Source organism: Kitasatospora sp. NEAU-CNBT7 (genome assembly GCF_057220535.1).
This window is the reverse complement of the sequence record NZ_JBXQQB010000014.1, coordinates 129,222-145,817: the sequence shown is the minus strand read 5'-3', so window position 1 is coordinate 145,817 and position 16,596 is coordinate 129,222. Positions and strand designations below refer to the sequence as shown.

Annotated in this window: 14 protein-coding genes; 7 read left to right on the top strand and 7 right to left on the bottom strand. The window is 74.2% G+C overall.

Features of this window, described 5'->3' with window-relative positions:
- The first annotated feature begins 60 nt into the window (after positions 1–60).
- Together AC2TEW_RS19965 and AC2TEW_RS19960 are read left to right on the top strand one after the other, a co-directional pair.
- A complete protein-coding gene (locus AC2TEW_RS19965; protein ID WP_484624700.1) occupies positions 61–612 on the top strand; it encodes a VanZ family protein in 552 nt (183 codons plus the stop codon).
- A gap of 113 nt (positions 613–725) precedes the next feature.
- Complete coding sequence (locus AC2TEW_RS19960; RefSeq protein ID WP_484624699.1) at positions 726–1,472, top strand: DUF4230 domain-containing protein; 747 nt, start codon at positions 726–728, stop codon at positions 1,470–1,472.
- Between the two features lie 107 nt (positions 1,473–1,579).
- Here the strand turns inward: AC2TEW_RS19960 and AC2TEW_RS19955 are convergent, their stop codons facing one another.
- Positions 1,580–2,479: an RNA polymerase sigma factor SigF gene (locus AC2TEW_RS19955; RefSeq protein ID WP_484624698.1), complete on the bottom strand. Its 900-nt coding sequence runs from the start codon at positions 2,477–2,479 to the stop codon at positions 1,580–1,582.
- 277 nt (positions 2,480–2,756) lie between these two features.
- On the opposite strand from AC2TEW_RS19955, the gene AC2TEW_RS19950 reads away from it, so the two are divergent.
- Together AC2TEW_RS19950 and AC2TEW_RS19945 are read left to right on the top strand one after the other, a co-directional pair.
- The gene (locus AC2TEW_RS19950; RefSeq protein ID WP_484624697.1) at positions 2,757–3,149 is read left to right on the top strand and encodes an STAS domain-containing protein; all 393 of its coding nucleotides are present in this window, start codon (positions 2,757–2,759) and stop codon (positions 3,147–3,149) included.
- A 46-nt stretch (positions 3,150–3,195) separates the two neighbouring features.
- Complete coding sequence (locus tag AC2TEW_RS19945; protein WP_484624696.1) at positions 3,196–3,690, top strand: ATP-binding protein; 495 nt, start codon at positions 3,196–3,198, stop codon at positions 3,688–3,690.
- Between the two features lie 344 nt (positions 3,691–4,034).
- Here the strand turns inward: AC2TEW_RS19945 and AC2TEW_RS19940 are convergent, their stop codons facing one another.
- The 4 genes from AC2TEW_RS19940 to hrcA form a co-directional block, all read right to left on the bottom strand.
- Positions 4,035–7,274: a S41 family peptidase gene (locus AC2TEW_RS19940; protein ID WP_484624695.1), complete on the bottom strand. Its 3,240-nt coding sequence runs from the start codon at positions 7,272–7,274 to the stop codon at positions 4,035–4,037.
- 81 nt (positions 7,275–7,355) lie between these two features.
- A complete protein-coding gene (locus AC2TEW_RS19935) occupies positions 7,356–8,105 on the bottom strand; it encodes a 16S rRNA (uracil(1498)-N(3))-methyltransferase (RefSeq protein WP_484624694.1) in 750 nt (249 codons plus the stop codon).
- 157 nt (positions 8,106–8,262) lie between these two features.
- Complete coding sequence (gene dnaJ, locus AC2TEW_RS19930) at positions 8,263–9,402, bottom strand: molecular chaperone DnaJ (RefSeq protein ID WP_484624693.1); 1,140 nt, start codon at positions 9,400–9,402, stop codon at positions 8,263–8,265.
- 71 nt (positions 9,403–9,473) lie between these two features.
- Entirely contained in the window at positions 9,474–10,553 is a 1,080-nt protein-coding gene (gene hrcA, locus AC2TEW_RS19925; protein ID WP_082526573.1) for a heat-inducible transcriptional repressor HrcA, read from the bottom strand.
- Between the two features lie 231 nt (positions 10,554–10,784).
- On the opposite strand from hrcA, the gene htpX reads away from it, so the two are divergent.
- From htpX to AC2TEW_RS19910, 3 genes are all read left to right on the top strand, one after another.
- Positions 10,785–11,705 (top strand): zinc metalloprotease HtpX, encoded by a 921-nt coding sequence (htpX, locus tag AC2TEW_RS19920; RefSeq protein WP_484624692.1) that lies wholly within the window; start codon positions 10,785–10,787, stop codon positions 11,703–11,705.
- 13 nt (positions 11,706–11,718) lie between these two features.
- Positions 11,719–12,303 carry a PspA-associated protein PspAB gene (gene pspAB, locus AC2TEW_RS19915; protein ID WP_484624691.1) on the top strand — a complete coding sequence of 195 codons (585 nt, stop codon included), beginning with the start codon at positions 11,719–11,721 and terminating at the stop codon, positions 12,301–12,303.
- Positions 12,304–12,394: 91 nt separating this feature from the next.
- Complete coding sequence (locus tag AC2TEW_RS19910; protein WP_484624690.1) at positions 12,395–13,225, top strand: DUF3097 domain-containing protein; 831 nt, start codon at positions 12,395–12,397, stop codon at positions 13,223–13,225.
- A gap of 14 nt (positions 13,226–13,239) precedes the next feature.
- Here the strand turns inward: AC2TEW_RS19910 and hemW are convergent, their stop codons facing one another.
- Entirely contained in the window at positions 13,240–14,469 is a 1,230-nt protein-coding gene (hemW, locus tag AC2TEW_RS19905) for a radical SAM family heme chaperone HemW (protein WP_484624689.1), read from the bottom strand.
- Positions 14,470–14,548: 79 nt separating this feature from the next.
- Complete coding sequence (locus AC2TEW_RS19900) at positions 14,549–16,447, bottom strand: AMP-dependent synthetase/ligase (protein WP_484624688.1); 1,899 nt, start codon at positions 16,445–16,447, stop codon at positions 14,549–14,551.
- Positions 16,448–16,596: the final 149 nt, after the last annotated feature.

Sequence of the window (16,596 nt, the reverse complement as noted above, 5' to 3'; positions counted from 1 at the left end):
GCGCCGCGGGGTACCCGCCAGGTGCCGGCGGCAGACCGCCGCGGCGAGGGGAGCGCGACCATGGCACGAGCGACGACGGCACCCGGCGGCAGAGCCGGGGCCACCACCGGAACCACCGCCGTCCGGACCGGCGGCGGGCAACCCTTCCTGCGCCGCCGCGGCCTGCTGCCCGGCCTGGTCCGGGCGGCCGTACTGGCACTCGCCCTGGCCGCCACGGTGGCCTTCGCGGTCGCACTGGCCCGGGTCACCCTGGTGCCCTCGCCCGCCTCCCGCGACCTGGTGCACGCCAACCTCCGCCCGGGCGCCTCGCTGCGGGCCTACCTGGACCGGCCCGCGGTCCGCGCCGCCGCCCAGCAGGTGGGCGGGAACCTGCTGCTCGGGGTGCCGTTCGGGGTGCTGCTGCCGGTGCTGTTCCAGCGGCTGCGCGGCCCGTTCGCGGTCACCGCGCTGACCGCCCTGGTGATGGTGACCGTCGAGTGCGCCCAGGCCGCGCTGGTGGTCGGCCGGGCCTTCGACATCGACGACGTCATCCTCAACACCACCGGTGCGCTGCTGGGCTGCCTGCTGCTCGGCCGGCGCCTCGGCCGCGCCCTGCACACCCGACGCGACTGAACCGGCACCCGCCGGAGCATCCCCCGGGCCATCCCCCGGAGCAACAGCCCCGAGAAGCAGTCACCGAGAAGCAGTTCCCGAGAGCAGTTCCCGAAGAGAAGGCGACGCAGCAGATGGCACTCCTCAGACGCAGCCGGCCGGCCGGCTCCGGCGCCGCAGGCACTCCCGCCCCGGAGACCGCGGCGGACACCGCCCCCGAGCCGGCACCCCGCCGGCGGGACGGCCGGCGCACCCCCTGGTACATCGGCCTGCCGGTGACCCTGGCCGCGATCCTCGCGGTCTTCCTCGCCGGGGCGCACCTGGGCCTGTTCCCCTCGATACCCAACCCGTTCGAGCGCCGGACGGTGGACCGCAGCCAGCCCGTCCTGCTGCGCTCGATCCAGGACATGAAGCGGTTCACCGGCGCCCAGGGCAACTTCCAGGTCATCGTCGACCTCGACCACGAGGCCGCCTTCCTGCCGTCGGCGCTGCTCGGCAACCGGACCCTGTACGTGGCGGCCGGCACCGTGGACGCGTACGTCGACCTCAGCGCGCTCGACAAGGGCGCGGTGACCGTCTCCGCCGACCGTTCGACCGCCGCCGTGGTGGTGCCGCACGCCCAGCTCGCCCCGGCCGCGCTCGACGTCCGCCGGTCCTACGTCTACCTCCAGCAGCGCGGGTTCTTCGACCGGATCGGCGACTTCTTCAGCGGCAACCCCGGCAACCAGCAGCAGGTGGAGCTGCTCGCCACCCAGAAGATCGAGCAGGCCGCCAAGGACACCGAACTCACCCAGCGCGCCGAGCAGAGCACCCGGTCCATGCTCGAGGGGCTGCTGCGCTCGGCCGGGTTCACCACCGTGACGGTCACCACGGCCGCCTGACCCGCCGGACCCGTCCGGCCGGTACGGCCCGGGGCGCCCACGACGGTCGGCCGACCGCGGGCGCCCCGGGCCGTACCGGCCGGGCTCGGGTTCTCGATTGTCGGGGGTCAGTTCTCGGCGAGCAGGGCGGTGCGCAGCTGGCCGAGGATGCGCTTGAGCATCCGGGAGACGTGCATCTGGGAGAAGCCGAGGAGTTCGCCGATCTCGGCCTGGGTGAGTTCGGCGCCGAAGCGCAGCGAGAGCACCTCGCGGTCGCGGTCGGAGAGCGCGGCGAGGGCGGGCTTGAGGCTCTCGCGGTCGAGCACCAGCTCGTAGTCGCGCTCCTCGACGGCGAGGCGGTCGCCGAGGGTCGGGCCGTCCTCGGAGTCGCCGCCGGGGCCGAGGTCGAGCGAGCCGGCGGTCTGCGCCCGGGCGGCGACCACTCCCTCGCGGACCTCCTCCTCGCTCAGGCCGAGGTGTTCGGCGAGTTCGGCGGTGGTGGGGGCGCGGTCGTGCAGCTGCTGCAGTGCGTCGGTGGCCCTGGCGAGGGCTATCCGCCGCTCCTGCAGCCGGCGGGGCACGTGCACCATCCAGCCGGTGTCGCGGAAGAACCGCTTGATCTCGCCGGCGATGGTGGGGATCGCGAAGGTGGTGAACTCCACGCCCTGCGCCGGGTCGAACCGGTCGATCGCCTTGATCAGGCCGACCGTGCCGACCTGGATGATGTCCTCCATCGGCTCGCTGCGGGTGCGGTAGCGGCCGGCCACGAACTTCACCAGCGCCATGTTCAGCTCGACCAGCGTCCCGCGGACGTAGGAGAACTCCCGGGTGCCCTCCTCCAGCTCGCCGAGGCGCCGGAACAGCGTCCGGGACAGCACCCGGGCGTCCGCGGGCGACACCGCCGACGGATCCTCGATCCGCGGCAGCCCGACCGGCTCCGACGGCACCGCCGACGGCGCCGGCCCCGTCCCCGCCTCCCCCTCCGGTACGGCCTTCGGCATCGACATCGTGGGATTCAGGACGGCCATGGCTCTCCCTCTTCCGGCCCTGTTGCACGGTTCGTCCGCGCTCCGACCCACGCCGTGTACCCGGCTCCTGCTGGCCCGATCACGCCTGCACCGTTTCTTCACGATGTCCGGGCGAATCGCACACGGATCACCCGAGGTGGCCCGCCTCACGCCGGCCGGCTGCATATCCGGCCGGCGGCCGGGAAGGCGAGGGGTGGCCCCGGAGGGCCGCGGCCTTCCGTTCGCGCCCCTTCGCGGCCTATCGTCGGCCGTGGTCGAGGGCAGTACGGAGGAGCGCATGTCCGACGAAGGATTCGACGCGGGGCACCGGGTGGCCCCCGTCCCGGCCGGCCGGCTGACCGCCCGCCGGGAGCGGCTGGGCAGCACCGTCCTGGTCGTGCTCGCCGGTGAGCTCGACCTCGACTCGCTGGCCCCGGCCGACGAAGCGCTCGAACAGGCGCTCGCCGACGGGCCGGACCGCGTGGTGGTGGACCTGGCGGAGCTCGGCTTCTGCGACTCCTCCGGGCTCAACCTGCTGCTGCGCACCAGGATCGCCGCGCAGGAGGCGGAGATCGAGCTCCGGCTGGCGGCCGCGCCCGGCGGGCAGTTCGGCCGGCTGCTGGAACTCACCGGGGCGGGAGCGGTGTTCTCGCTGCACGCCTCGGTCCCCGACGCCCTGGCCGACGCATGAGCGGCGGCAGCGCGGGCCCGGATCGCCGGCCCCTCATCGACCAGCCATGAACGACCATGCCGGGGTGAACCAGATGACCAGCGGTCAGCGAGGCACGGAGGCCGCCCGGCGGCTCCCTGCGGACCTGCCCCCCGCCGGACAGCGGCGGACCGTCCGCCTGGCCGGGCTGCCCCGACAGGTGGCGCACGGCCGGGAGTTCGCCCGTACGGCCCTCACCGACTGGCGGTGGCCCGGCGAGGAGGCGGTGGAGGACCTGCTCCTGATCGTCTCCGAGCTGGTCGCCAACGCCCGCCTGCACGCGGGCGGCGCCGTGCAGTTGAGCCTGCACGCGTCGGCCGAGCGGCTGCGGATCGAGGTCAGCGACGCCGTCAGGACACCGCCCGTGCTCAGCCTCCCGCACCGCCCAGGCCTGCCGGGCGGGCACGGCCTGCACATCGTCCAGCGGCTCTCGGACGACTGGGGCGTGGCCCTGCACGCCGACGGCAAGGTGGTCTGGGCCGAGGTGCTGGCACCGGCGGCGGAGGCCGGCGCCGGGGCGTGAACGCTCCCGGCCGGGACACCCCGCATACCGGCCGCCGCCCGGGGTAGGCGAGCGCCGGTCCGAACGGGCCGTGCCACGGGTTGGAGGTCCCCATGGGAATCGGCGGTTGCGTCATCGTGTTCGCGCTCGGGGCGATCCTCGCCTTCGCCGTCGACTGGCACCTCGCCGGGGTGAACCTGCACCTGGTCGGCGTCATCCTGATGATCGCCGGGCTGCTCGGGCTGGTCGCCTACGTCGGGGTGTTCCGCCGCCGCCGGCTCGGCGCCGACGTCGGCAAGGAACTTAGCTACGGGGACGGAGGCCTCGTAGGGGTGGGCGGCCTGTTCGCCCCCCCGCCCCCGCGGTCACAGCTCGGGCAGCGGCGGCGGCGTCTTGGCCGGGGCGCCTGCCAGCGCCGCCAGGGCGATCCGGACGCCCTCGGCGAGCTGCGGGTCGACCCCGGCCGCCCACTGGTGCGGGGCGATCGGCACCTCGACGTCCGGGTCGACGCCGTGGTTCTCCACGCCCCAGCCGTAACCCTCCAGCCAGAAGGCGTACTTGGGCTGGGTCACCGCGGTGCCGTCCACCAGCGCGTACTTGCTGTCGATGCCGATCACACCGCCCCAGGTGCGCATGCCGACCACCGGGCCGATGCCGAGCGCCTGGATGGCCGCGTTGACGATGTCGCCGTCCGAGCCGGAGAACTCGTCGGCCAGCGCCACCACCGGGCCGCGCGGCGCGTCCTCCGGGTACGAGGTCGGGTTGGCGACGTCCCGGGCCGGGGCCCAGCCGATGATCCGGCGGTTGAGCTTCTCGATGATCAGCTGCGAGGTGTGGCCGCCGCGGTTCTCCCGCAGGTCGACCACCACGCCCTGCTTGGCCATCTCCACCCGCAGGTCGCGGTGGAGCTGGGCCCAGCCGGGGCTGGCCATGTCCGGGACGTGCAGGTAGCCGAGCCGGCCGCCGGACAGCTCCCGGGTCTCGGCCCGCCGGCCGGCCACCCAGTCGTGGTAGCGCAGCGCCTCCTCGTCGGCCAGCGGCACCACCACCGGGTGGCGCTCGCCGGTGCCGTCCTTGCCGGTGACGGTCAGTTCCACCGGCTGGCCGGCGGTCCCGGCCAGCAGCGGCGCCGGCCCGGTCACCGGGTCGACCGGGCGGCCGTTGACGGCGAGGATCGCATCACCCGGGCGGACCGCCGCGCCGGGCGCGGCCAGCGGGGAGCGGGCCCGCGGATCCGAGGACTCGCCGGGCAGGATCCGGGCGATCCGCCAGACGTCGCCGTCGCGGACCAGGTCGGCGCCGAGCAGCCCCTGCCGGCGGGCCTCCTCGGTGCCCCGGCCGGGGGCCCGGACGTAGGCGTGCGAGGTGCCGAGTTCGCCGACCGTCTCCCAGAGCAGGTCGACCAGCTCGTCGTGGGTGCCGACCTTGTCGAGCAGCGGGCGGTAGCGCTCCAGCACCCCGGCCCAGTCCACGCCGCTCATGTCGGCCCGCCAGAAGTTGTCCCGCATCAGGCGGCCGTTCTCGTCGAACATCTGCCGCCACTCGGCGGCCGGGTCGACGGTGACCCGCACCCGGGCGAGGTCCACCTCCAGGTCGTCGTCCTCACCGGCCTTGGACTCCGCCGGCAGCACCCGCAGCCGGCCCTCGTCCAGCACCACGAGCCTGGTGCCGTCACCGCTGACGGCGTACCCGTCCACCTCGGCGACCAGCTCCTCGGCCTTGCGCCGGGTGAAGTCGAAGCGCTCCAGGGCCGGGCGCGGGTGGCCGTCCTCCAGCGAGGCGGCGATGTCGCCGAGCTCGCCCAGCAGCGGGACCCGGGTCCACAGCACGCCCTCCTTGGTGGCGTGCAGGCTGCCGAACTGGCCGCCCGCCACCGGGAACGGGATGATCCGGTCGCCGAGGCCGTCCAGGTCCACCCGGGTGAGCGGGGGCGCCTGCTCGCCGTCCTCCTTGGCCGCCGCGGCGCCGTCCTTGGCGTCCTTGCCGCCCTTCGCCTCCTCCGGCTCGCCGCCGGCCGGCCGACCGGCCCGCTGCGGTCCGAACGGTGACGGCGTGTCGGCCGCCAGCGTCAGCAGGTACGGCCGGGCGCCGGTCGGGAACGACAGGTCGAACACGTGGGAGTCGTACACCGGGTCGAAGTTGCGCACCGACAGGAAGGCCAGGTGCCGGCCGTCCGCGGTGAAGGCCGGCGAGTAGTCGGCGAACCGCTGCGGGGTCGCCTCGGAGACCGTACGGGTGGCCAGGTCGGCCAGCATGATCTGGCGCAGCCCCCACGGGCCCAGCACCGGCTGGGACCACGCCAGCCAGCCCGAGTCCGGGCTGAACACCAGGCCGCTGACCTCGCCGTCCGGGCTGCGCAGCAGCTCGTGCACGGCGCCGCCGTCGAGCGGGACGAGCAGCAGCCGGCCGTCGTGCGAGGCCACCGCCAGCTGCCCGCCGTCCGGCGAGACGGCCAGGTCGAGCACCCGGCCGAGCTGCCCGGCGGCGAGCCGGCGGCGCTCGGCGCCCAGCACGTCCGGGGCGTACGCGATGGCGTCCTCGCCCTCGGCGTCGGTCACCCAGACCGCGCCCTGCCCGCCGTCCGCGCCCGGCACCACCCGGGCCAGCCGGGCCCGCGCCCCCGGGGTCTGGTCCAGCACCCGGGCCGGCCCCTCGCGGTGGGTCAGCCAGTGCACGCTGCCGCGGACCACCACGGCGCTGGCCCGGCCGGTGCGGTCCGGCGCGACCGTCTCCAACTGCCCGGCGGCCGGGGTCGGATGGGGCTGGCGGCCGGTCCGCGGGCCGGCCGGACGGACGTCCAGGCGGCGCGGTCCGGCGCCGTCCAGGCCGTCCAGCAGCCACAGGTCGCCGGCGCTGTGCCAGACCACCCGGGTGCCGTCGGTGCTCGCGTTGCGGGCGTAGAACGGGCCGTCGGTGTGCCGGCGCAGGTCCGAGCCGTCGGGCAGGCTGGAGTACAGCTGTCCGCTGCCCTCGTGGTCGGAGAGGAAGGCGACCCGCTCCCCCACCCACATCGGGGACTCGATGTTGCCGTCCAGTTCCTGGTGCAGCCGCTCGAACTCCTGCGCGCCGATCCAGAGTTTCCCCGCGGTGCCGCCGCGGTAGCGCTTCCACCAGCCCGGCTCGCGGCTGATCGCGGAGAGCAGCAGCGCCCGCTCGCCCCCGGGCTCGAACGCGAGCCCGCCGATCGGCCCGTACGGCAGCCGGGTGGGCTCGCCGCCGTCCAGCTCCAGTGCGAACGCCCAGGACCGGCGGATGGTGGCCTGCCCGGCGGTGGTGGTGGCGACCGGCCGGCCGTCGGCGGTCCAGCCGCGCAGCGCGGTGAACGGGCTGCCCCAGTGGGTGAGCCGGCGCGCCGGGCCGCCGTCGACCGGGGCGACGTGGATCTCCGGCGCGCCGTCGCGGGTGGAGGCGAACGCGACCAGCCGGCCGTCGGGCGAGAACCGGGGCCGACTGACCGGGACCTGATCGGCGGTCAGCCGCCAGGCCCGGCCGCCGTCGACCGGGGCCAGCCAGATGTCGTCGTCGGCGACGAAGGTGACGAGGTCGCCGTGCAGGTGCGGGTGGCGCAGGTAGGCGCCCGTGGAGGTGCTCTCTGGTTCGGTCACAGCAGTCACCCTAGGCAGGGCCCGGCGGGGCGGCCAAGGGTTTCTTCGAGGGCGAACCCCGCACTCCGGCGGGTCGCGGACTCAGCCCCAGCGGCCGGTCCGGCCGAGCAGCAGCGCCCCGGCCGCCACCCCCGCGGTGGAGGTCCGCAGCACCGAGCCGCCGAGCCGGTGCGGGCGGGCGCCGGCCTGCGCGAACGCCGCCAGCTCCTCCGGGGAGACCCCGCCCTCGGGACCGACCACCAGCACGATGTCCCCGGCCGCCGGGAGCTCGGCGGTGGCCAGCGGCTCGGCGCCCTCCTCGTGCAGGACGGCGGCGAGCGCCGCCCGTTCCAGCAGCGGGACCAGCTGACGGGTGGTCACCTGGTCGGCCACCTCGGGGAAGCGCAGCCGTCGGGACTGCTTGCCCGCCTCCCGGGCGGTGGCCCGCCACTTGGCGAGCGCCTTGGCGCCGCGCTCGCCCTTCCACTGGGTGATGCAGCGGGAGGCCGCCCACGGGATCACCACGTCGACGCCGACCTCGGTCATGGTCTCCACCGCCAGCTCGCCGCGGTCGCCCTTGGGCAGCGCCTGCACCACCACGATCCGCGGGCCCGGCTCCGGTTCACGGCGCACCGCCGTCACCGTGACGTCCAGGGCGTCCTTGCCCAGCACGGCCGCCACGGTGCCGTCCAGCCCCAGGCCGAGGCCGTCCGTCAGGGTGAGCGCCTCCCCCGCCGTCAGCCGCTTCACCGCCGCCGCGTGGCGCCCCTCCGGCCCGTCCAGCCGTACCACCGATCCGGGCCCGGCCGCGGCCAGCCGGGCGGTCTCGACGACGAACACGGGCGCGGTCATGGGACGAACCTCCGGTGGGACGGGACGGGGGCCCGGCCTGGGCCGGGCGGGAACGGGAAGCGGTGGAAGGCAGTGGCGCCGGAGCGCGCGACACCCCGCCGGCCCGGACGGGCCTGCGGGGTGTCGCGAGGGTCGGCCGCTCGGGCCTCCCGGCGGCTCAGCGGCCGTTGAAGGCGTCCTTCAGGCGGGAGAACAGCCCCTGCTGGCCCGGCGCGAAGTGGCCGGCCGGCCGCTCCTCGCCGCGCAGCACCGCGAGTCGGCGCAGCAGTTCCTCCTGCTCGGGGTCGAGCTTGGTGGGCGTCTGCACCTCGACATGCACTATCAGGTCGCCGCGGCCGCCGCCGCGCAGGTGGGTGATGCCCCGGCCGTGCAGCGGGATCGACTGGCCGGACTGGGTGCCGGGCCGGATGTCGACCTCCTCCAGCCCGTCCAGGGTCTGCAGCGGCACCTGGGTGCCGAGCGCGGCGGCCGTCATCGGGATGGTGACCGTGCAGTGCAGGTCGTCGCCGCGGCGCTGGAAGGTCGGGTGGCTGGTCTCGGCGATCTCGACGTAGAGGTCGCCGGCCGGGCCGCCGCCGGGGCCGACCTCGCCCTCGCCGGCCAGCTGGATGCGGGTGCCGTTGTCGACACCGGCGGGGATCTTGACGGTGAGGGTGCGGCGGGCGCGGACCCGGCCGTCGCCGGCGCACTCCGGGCAGGGGGTCGGCACCACGGTGCCGAAGCCCTGGCACTGCGGGCAGGGGCGGGAGGTCATGACCTGGCCCAGGAAGGACCGGGTGACCTGGGAGACCTCGCCCTTGCCGCGGCACATGTCACAGGTCTGCGCGGAGGTGCCGGGGGCCGCGCCCTCGCCCGCGCAGGTGGTGCAGGTGACGGCCGTGTCGACCTGGAGCTCCTTGGTGGTGCCGAACGCGGCCTCCTCCAGGGTGATCTCCAGCCGGATCATGGCGTCCTGGCCGCGCCGGGTGCGCGAGCGCGGTCCGCGCTGGCCGCCGGCGGCGCCGAAGAAGGCGTCCATGATGTCGGAGAAGCCGAATCCGGCCGCGCCGAACCCGCCCGCGCCGCCACCGCCGCCGTTCGGCGACAGCGGGTCGCCGCCGAGGTCGTAGACCTGCCGCTTGGAGGGGTCGGAGAGCACCTCGTAGGCGGCGTTGATCTCCTTGAACCGCTCCTGCGTCTTGGGGTCCGGGTTGACGTCCGGGTGCAGTTCGCGCGCGAGGCGCCGGAACGCCTTCTTGATCTCGTCCTGACCCGCGTCACGTCGGACGCCGAGTACCGCGTAGTAGTCCGTGGCCACCAAATGCTCCGGTTTGTTCCGCCTCTAGAAGTGCTTGCGACTGCTGCGCGCCGGCCTGCGGCGCGTGTGTCCTACGACTCGGCCAGGATCTGGCCCACGTACCGTGCCACCGCTCGCACCGCCCCCATTGTGCCCGGGTAATCCATCCGGGTCGGACCGATCACCCCGAGCTTCGCCACGCTCTGGTCGCCCGAACCGTAACCGACCGAGACCACCGAGGTGGAATTGAGCCCCTCGTAGGCGTTCTCGTGGCCGATCCGGACCGTCATCGTGGCGTCCGCCGTCTCACCCAGCAGGCGGAGCAGGACCACCTGCTCCTCGAGGGCCTCCAGCACCGGCTGGATGGTCAGCGGGAAGTCGTGTCCGAAGCGGGTCAGGTTGGCCGTGCCCGCCAGCATGATCCGCTCCTCGTTCTGTTCGGCCAGCGTCTCGAACAGGGTGGCCAGCACCGCGGTGACGGTCGGCCGGTCGGCCGGCTCGAACGCGGCCGGGAGCTCCTCCAGTGCCGTCGGCACCTCGGGCAGCGGGCGGCCGCCGGCCTGGCCGTTCAGCCGGGCCCGCAGGTCCGCCAGCACGGTGTCGCCGACCGGGCCCGGGCAGTCGACCATCCGCTGCTCGACCCGGCCGGTGTTGGTGATCAGGACCAGCATCACCTTGGCCGGCGTCAGCTGGACCAGCTCGATGTGGCGGACCGTGGAACGGGTCAGCGACGGGTACTGGACCACCGCGACCTGCCGGGTGAGCTGCGCGAGCAGCCGTACCGTGCGGGCCACCACGTCGTCCAGGTCGACCGCGCCCTCCAGGAAGTGCCGGATCGCCCGGCGCTCGGGGCTGGTCATCGGCTTGACCTCGGCCAGCCGGTCGACGAAGAGCCGGTAGCCCTTGTCGGTGGGGATCCGGCCGGCGCTGGTGTGGGGCTGCTGGATGAAGCCCTCCTCCTCCAGCGCCGCCATGTCGTTGCGCACGGTCGCCGGGGAGACCCCGAGGCTGTGCCGCTCGACCAGGGCCTTGGAGCCGACCGGCTCCTCGGTGCCCACGTAGTCCTGGACGATCGCCCGCAGCACGGCCAGCCTGCGGTCGTCCAGCGGGCGGGCGGCGGGGCGGGGCTCCACCGCCCGGGACGGCTCGAAGGAACGGGGCTCGTCGACCATGGGCACGCACCTCCGTCTTCGTCCGTTGAGCTGTTGAGTGTCCGATATCTGGCACTCCGGCAGGCAGAGTGCCAGGACCTTACCAGCCAGTGTAAGGCCCGGGTCCGACGGCAGGAACGGGCCGCCCAGGTGATCCTGCCCGCATCGCCGGACGGCACCCGTGGCGCATGGTGCCCGGGGCGGCCGCGAGTGGGAGCATCGGAGGCGAGCGCGACGAGCGAGGGAGTGGCGATGTCGACTTCGGGAGAGCACTCCCGGTTCGCCCCCGACCGGGGGCTGACCGGCCGGATGGTCACCACGATGTTCCTGATCGGCCTGGTCTACGTGGGGTTCACCGGGCTGCTGATCGCACTGCTGCGCGGGGCCTGGCCGCTGATCGTCCTGATCTCCGGCGGCCTGTTCGTGGCGCAGTTCTGGTTCAGCGACAAGATCACCGAGCGGGCGATGGGCGCCCACGAGGTCACCCCCGAGCAGTACCCGCAGCTGCACGGCACCATCGACCGGCTCTGCGCACTGGCCGACATGCCCAAGCCCCGGGTCGCGGTCGCCGTCAACGACATGCCGAACGCCTTCGCCACCGGCCGCAAACCCGAGAAGGCCGTGGTCTGCGTCACCACCGGGCTGCTGCGCCGGCTGGAGCCCGAGGAGCTCGAAGGCGTGCTCGCCCACGAGCTCTCGCACGTCGCCCACCGGGACGTGGCGGTGATGACCGTCGCCGGCTTCCTCGGGGTGCTGGCCGGCGCGATGACCAGGATCGCCCTGTACGGCGGGTTCCTGGGCGGCAACCGCAACAGCAACGACAGCACCGCGGCCATCGCGGCGATCATCATCCCGCTGGTCAGCATCGTGGTCTACGCGATCAGCTTCCTGCTCACCCGGCTGCTCTCGCGCTACCGGGAGCTGGCCGCCGACCGGGCCGCCGCCCAGCTGACCGGCCGGCCGAGCGCGCTGGCCTCCGCACTGACCAAGGTGACCGGGCAGATCGCCGCCATCCCGACCAAGGACCTGCGCCAGGCGCAGCCCTACAACGCCTTCTACTTCGCCCCGGCGCTGAGCGCCCGGGAGGCCGCCACCCAGCTGCTGTCCACCCATCCGTCGCTGGAGCAGCGGCTGGCGCAGCTGGCGAAGATCTCGGCCGAACTCGGCCGGTGACGAGGAGCTGGACGTGGGATTCCTGGACGCACTGTTCGGCCGGACCAAGCCGGTCCGGCCGGACCTTGACCAGCTCTTCGGGGTGCCCTCGGCGGCGCTGACCCTGGAGGCGGCCGCCGGCTTCCGCCCGACCGGGCTGGGCTCGGTCTGCTTCGCGGCGGTGGAGGGCGGCGCCTTCGCCGAGGTCCAGCGGCAGGTCCGGGCGCTGTTGGACGCCGACACCCCGAACGGCGGGGTGCCGGTGGAGGCCTCTCAGGACGCCTACGGCTACTCCTGGCTGCTGGCCCGGCACACCGCCGAGGAGCTGCCGGACCTGGTCAACGACCTGCACGCGGTCAACAGCGAGCTGGAGGGCAACGGCTTCGGCCCGCAGCTGCTCTGCTCGCTGGTCGGCTTCCGCAACGAGGCGGGGCAGCCGCTGGCACTGGTCTACCTGTACAAGCGCGGGTCCTTCTACCCGTTCGCGCCGGTGCCGGGGGGCGGGGAGAAGCGCAACAGCCCGCTGGAGCTGCAGGTGAAGGCGATGCTCGGCAACGACCTGCGGCTGGAGCAGGACCTGAGCCGCTGGTTCCCGGTCTGGGGTGCGCCCGGGCTCTGAGGCGGCGGCCGAGCGGCCGCCACCTCGGGGGCGGGGCCGCGGGGGCGGGTCGGGGCGGGTGACGGTGCGTCGGGTTCCGTATAGTCCCGGCATGCGCAGCAGGCAGTACGGCCCGGACCTGACCCCGCCGTGGAAGCGGCAGCAGCCCGCCCCCGAGGTGGCGGCCGAGCGTGACCTGGTGGTCGAGGAGGCCGTGACCGGGTTCTGCGGGGCCGTGGTGCGGTGCGAGAAGACCGCCGAGGGGGTGACCGTCACCCTGGAGGACCGCTTCGGCAAGCACCGGGTGTTCCCGCTGACCCCGCGCGGGTTCCTGCTGGAGGGCCGGGTGGTGACCCTGGTCCGGCCGGCCGCCGCGGCGCCCGCGCGCGGGCCGGCCGTGACGGCGTCCGGGTCGCTGGCGGTGCCCGGCGCGCGGGCGCGGGTGGCCCGGGAGTCGCGGATCTACGTCGAGGGGCGGCACGACGCCGAGCTGGTGGAGCGGGTCTGGGGTGACGACCTGCGGATCGAGGGCGTGGTGGTGGAGTACCTGGAGGGGATCGACGACCTGCCGGCGATCGTCGACGCCTTCGGGCCCGGCCCGGGGCGCCGGCTCGGGGTGCTGGTCGACCACCTGCTGCCGGGCACCAAGGAGCACCGGATCGCCGCGCAGGTGACCGGCGACGGGGTGCTGGTGGTCGGCCACCCGTACATCGACGTCTGGGAGGCCGTGAAGCCCTCCTCGGTGGGCATCGCGGCCTGGCCGCAGGTGCCGCGCGGGGAGTCCTGGAAGGAGGGCGTCTGCCGCCGCCTGGGCTGGCCGGCCGACACCCCGGCCGCCTGGAAGCGGATCCTCGGCTCGGTGCGCAGCTACCGCGACCTGGACCCGGCACTGCTGGGCCGGGTCGAGGAGCTGATCGACTTCGTGACCCTCGCGGTGGACTGAGCCGCGGGCCCGGCTCAGTCCACCAGGTCGCGGACCACGCCGTCGGCCAGCAGCCGGCCGCGCAGGGTGAGGGCGGCCCGGCCGTCGGCGAACGCCGCCGGGTCCAGCAGGCCGTCGGCGAGCGCCCGTTCGGCGGCCCGCAGGCCGTCCGGGGTGAGCAGGGTGAGCGGGCAGCCGTCGACCAGGCGCAGCTCGAGCAGGATCCGCTCGACCCGGCGGTCCTCGCCCGCCAGCAGTTCCCGGCCGAGCGCCGGGGTGCGGCCCTCGGCGAGCGCCTGGGCGTACGCGGCGGGGTGCTTGGCGTTCCACCAGCGCACCCCGCCGACGTGGCTGTGCGCGCCAGGGCCGGCGCCCCACCAGTCGCCGCCGGTCCAGTACAGCTCGTTGTGCTTGCAGCGGCCGGCCTCGGTGGTGGCCCAGTTGGAGACCTCGTACCAGCCGAAGCCCGCCGCGGCGAGCGCCTCCTCGGCGATCAGGTAGCGGTCGGCGTGCACGTCGTCGTCGATCATCGGGAGTTCGCCGCGCTTGACCCGGGCGGCCAGCTTGGTGCCGTCCTCGACGATCAGCGAGTAGGCCGAGACGTGGTCGGGTCCGGCGCCGATGGCGGCGTCCAGGGAGGCCCGCCAGTCGTCGTCGGACTCGCCGGGGGTGCCGTAGATCAGGTCGAGGTTGACGTGGTCGAAGCCCGCCTCCCGGGCCTCCGCGACGCAGGCCTCCGGGCGTCCCGGGGTGTGGTGGCGGTCGAGCAGTCGGAGCACGTGCGGGCGGGCGCTCTGCATGCCGAAGGAGATCCGGTTGAAGCCGCCCTCGCGCAGTTCGGCGAGGTAGCGGGGGTCGACCGACTCGGGGTTGGCCTCGGTGGTCACCTCGGCGTCCTGGGCCAGCCCGAACTCGTCCCGGATCGCGCCCAGCATCTTCACCAGGTCGCGGGCGGGCAGCAGGGTGGGGGTGCCGCCGCCCAGGAAGACGGTGCGCACGGGCAGCTCGGTGTCACCGAGCACCCGGCGGGCCAGGCGCACCTCGGCCACCAGGTTGTCGGCGTAGGTCTCCTGGGAGGCGACGGTGCCGGCCGAGCGCAGCTCGGTGGCGGTGTAGGTGTTGAAGTCGCAGTAGCCGCAGCGGGTGGCGCAGTACGGCACGTGCACGTAGAAACCGAACGGTCGCTCGCCCAGCCCGGCCAGGGCGTGGGCGGGCAGGGAACCGTCGGACGGCACGGGAACGCCGTCGGGGAGTGCGGAGGGCATTGACCCATTGTCCCGCACGGCCCGGGTGGACCGTGCGGGACGGGTGGTACGGGCGCGGGACAGCCGGTACGGGCCCGGGTCAGGCCTCGACGGTGCCCGCGTACATCCCGGAGACGGCGTCGGCGTAGGTCTTCTCCACCACCGGGCGCTTGATCTTCAGGCTCGGGGTCAGCTCACCGTGCTCGACGTCCAGGTCACGCGGGAGCAGCGTGAACTTCTTGATCGTCTGCCAGCGCTGGAGCTCGCCGTTGAGCCGCTGCACGAAGCCCTCGATCAGGGTGTGCACCTGCGGGTCGGCCGCCACCTCGGCGTACGACTTGCCGGCCAGGCCGTGCTCGGCCGCCCACGGCATGATCACCGCCTCGTCCAGGCCGATCAGCGCGGTGCAGAAGTTGCGGCCGTTGCCGATCACCAGGACGTTGCTGACGAACGGACAGATCGCCTTGAACTTGCCCTCGACCTCGCTGGGCGCCACGTACTTGCCGCCGGAGGTCTTGAACATGTCCTTCTTGCGGTCGGTGATCCGCAGGAAGCCGTCCGCGGCGAGCTCGCCGATGTCGCCGGTGTGGAACCAGCCGTCCGGCTCCAGCACCTCCGCGGTCTGCTCGGGCAGGTTGTGGTAGCCGCGCATCACGCCGGGGCCGCGCAGCAGGATCTCGCCGTCCTCGGCGATCCGCACCTCGGTGCCGGGCAGCGGGGTGCCGACCGTGCCGACCCGGACGTCCTCGGCGCGGTTGACGGTCGAGCCGGCCGAGGTCTCGGTCAGGCCGTAGCCCTCGAGCACCGGCACGCCGGCGCCGGCGAAGAAGTAGCCGATCTCGGGGGCGAGCGCGGCGCTGCCGGAGACCGAGCCGCGCAGCTGTCCGCCGAACGCCGCCCGGATCTTGGTGTACACCAGCCTGTCCGCGAGGGCGTGCTGCAGCCGCAGCCCGAGCGGCGCGCTGTCGCGGCCGGTGGCGATCCGGTTGGCCTGGGTGGTGCGGGCGTACTCGCGGGCCACCCCGGCGGCCCACATGAAGATCTTGTACTTGGCGCCGCCCTCGGCCCTGGCCTTGCCCGCTATTCCGTTGTAGACCTTCTCGAAGATCCGGGGCGCGGAGGCCATCAGGGTCGGCCGGATCACCGGCAGGTTGTGGATGATCCGGTCCACCCGGCCGTCCACGGCCATCACGTGGCCGGTGGCGATCTGGCCCGAGATCAGGGTCTTGCCGAACACGTGGGACAGCGGCAGCCACATGAACTGGACGTCCTCGGCGCGCAGCAGCCCGCTCTCCTGCTGGGCCACGCCCTCGTACGCCCAGCAGTCGTGCACCAGGCGCACGCCCTTGGGGCGGCCGGTGGTGCCGGAGGTGTAGATCAGGGTGGCGAGCTGCTCCTTGTCGATCGCGTCGACGGCCTTGTCCACCGCGTCCGGGTGCTCGGCCAGGTACGCGGCGCCGCGCTCCTCCAGCTCGGCCAGGGTGATCACGTTCAGGCCGGCCGCCTCGGCCGGGCCGGCCGGGGCGTCGAACAGGACGACGTGGTCGAGCTCGGGGAGGCTGTCGCGCTCGGCGACCACCTTGGCGAGCTGGACCTCGTTCTCGGCGAACACCGCGCGGCAGCCGGCGTTGGCGAGGATGAAGGCCGACTCGTCGGCGTTGGTGCTGGGGTAGACCGTGGTGGTGGCCGCGCCGGCACACATGTTGCCGAGGTCCGCGATGATCCACTCGATCCTGGTGGCGGACGCGATGGCGACCCGGTCCTCCGCGCCGATGCCCAGCGAGAGCAGACCGGCCGCGACCGACCTGACCCGCACCGCGGTCTGCGCCCAGGTGAGCGAGCGCCACTGCTCGGCGCCGGGGGCGCCGTCGGCCGCGTGCTCGTCCACCGGTGCGGGGTACCGGTACGCCTCATGGTCGGGAGTGGCCTCTACCCTGCTGAGGAAGAGGTGTGCCACGGAGGGCGGACGCCGCTCGATCATGGACTGCACACTGCTCAACGGGGACCTCCGGGGGGCGGGTGGCCAGGGTGGTGGGACGGCGGTTGTGGGGGGCAGCCGTATCGGCCGACTTATTAACCAGTGAGTAACAAGACGGCAATCAGCAGCCTAGGGGGTACGGAGCCGTTCCGTAAGGGGGTCACGGAGGG

Bases quoted from the DNA above. Each gene is read 5' to 3' on its own strand.
- AC2TEW_RS19960 (WP_484624699.1), top strand. From the start codon at position 726: ATGGCACTCCTCAGACGCAGCCGGCCGGCCGGCTCCGGCGCCGCAGGC.
- AC2TEW_RS19965 (WP_484624700.1), top strand. From the start codon at position 61: ATGGCACGAGCGACGACGGCACCCGGCGGCAGAGCCGGGGCCACCACC.
- hrcA (WP_082526573.1), bottom strand. From the start codon at position 10,553: ATGGTCGACGAGCCCCGTTCCTTCGAGCCGTCCCGGGCGGTGGAGCCC.
- AC2TEW_RS19950 (WP_484624697.1), top strand. From the start codon at position 2,757: ATGTCCGACGAAGGATTCGACGCGGGGCACCGGGTGGCCCCCGTCCCG.
- AC2TEW_RS19910 (WP_484624690.1), top strand. From the start codon at position 12,395: ATGCGCAGCAGGCAGTACGGCCCGGACCTGACCCCGCCGTGGAAGCGG.
- hemW (WP_484624689.1), bottom strand. From the start codon at position 14,469: ATGCCCTCCGCACTCCCCGACGGCGTTCCCGTGCCGTCCGACGGTTCC.
- AC2TEW_RS19945 (WP_484624696.1), top strand. From the start codon at position 3,196: ATGAACGACCATGCCGGGGTGAACCAGATGACCAGCGGTCAGCGAGGC.
- htpX (WP_484624692.1), top strand. From the start codon at position 10,785: ATGTCGACTTCGGGAGAGCACTCCCGGTTCGCCCCCGACCGGGGGCTG.
- AC2TEW_RS19935 (WP_484624694.1), bottom strand. From the start codon at position 8,105: ATGACCGCGCCCGTGTTCGTCGTCGAGACCGCCCGGCTGGCCGCGGCC.
- AC2TEW_RS19955 (WP_484624698.1), bottom strand. From the start codon at position 2,479: ATGGCCGTCCTGAATCCCACGATGTCGATGCCGAAGGCCGTACCGGAG.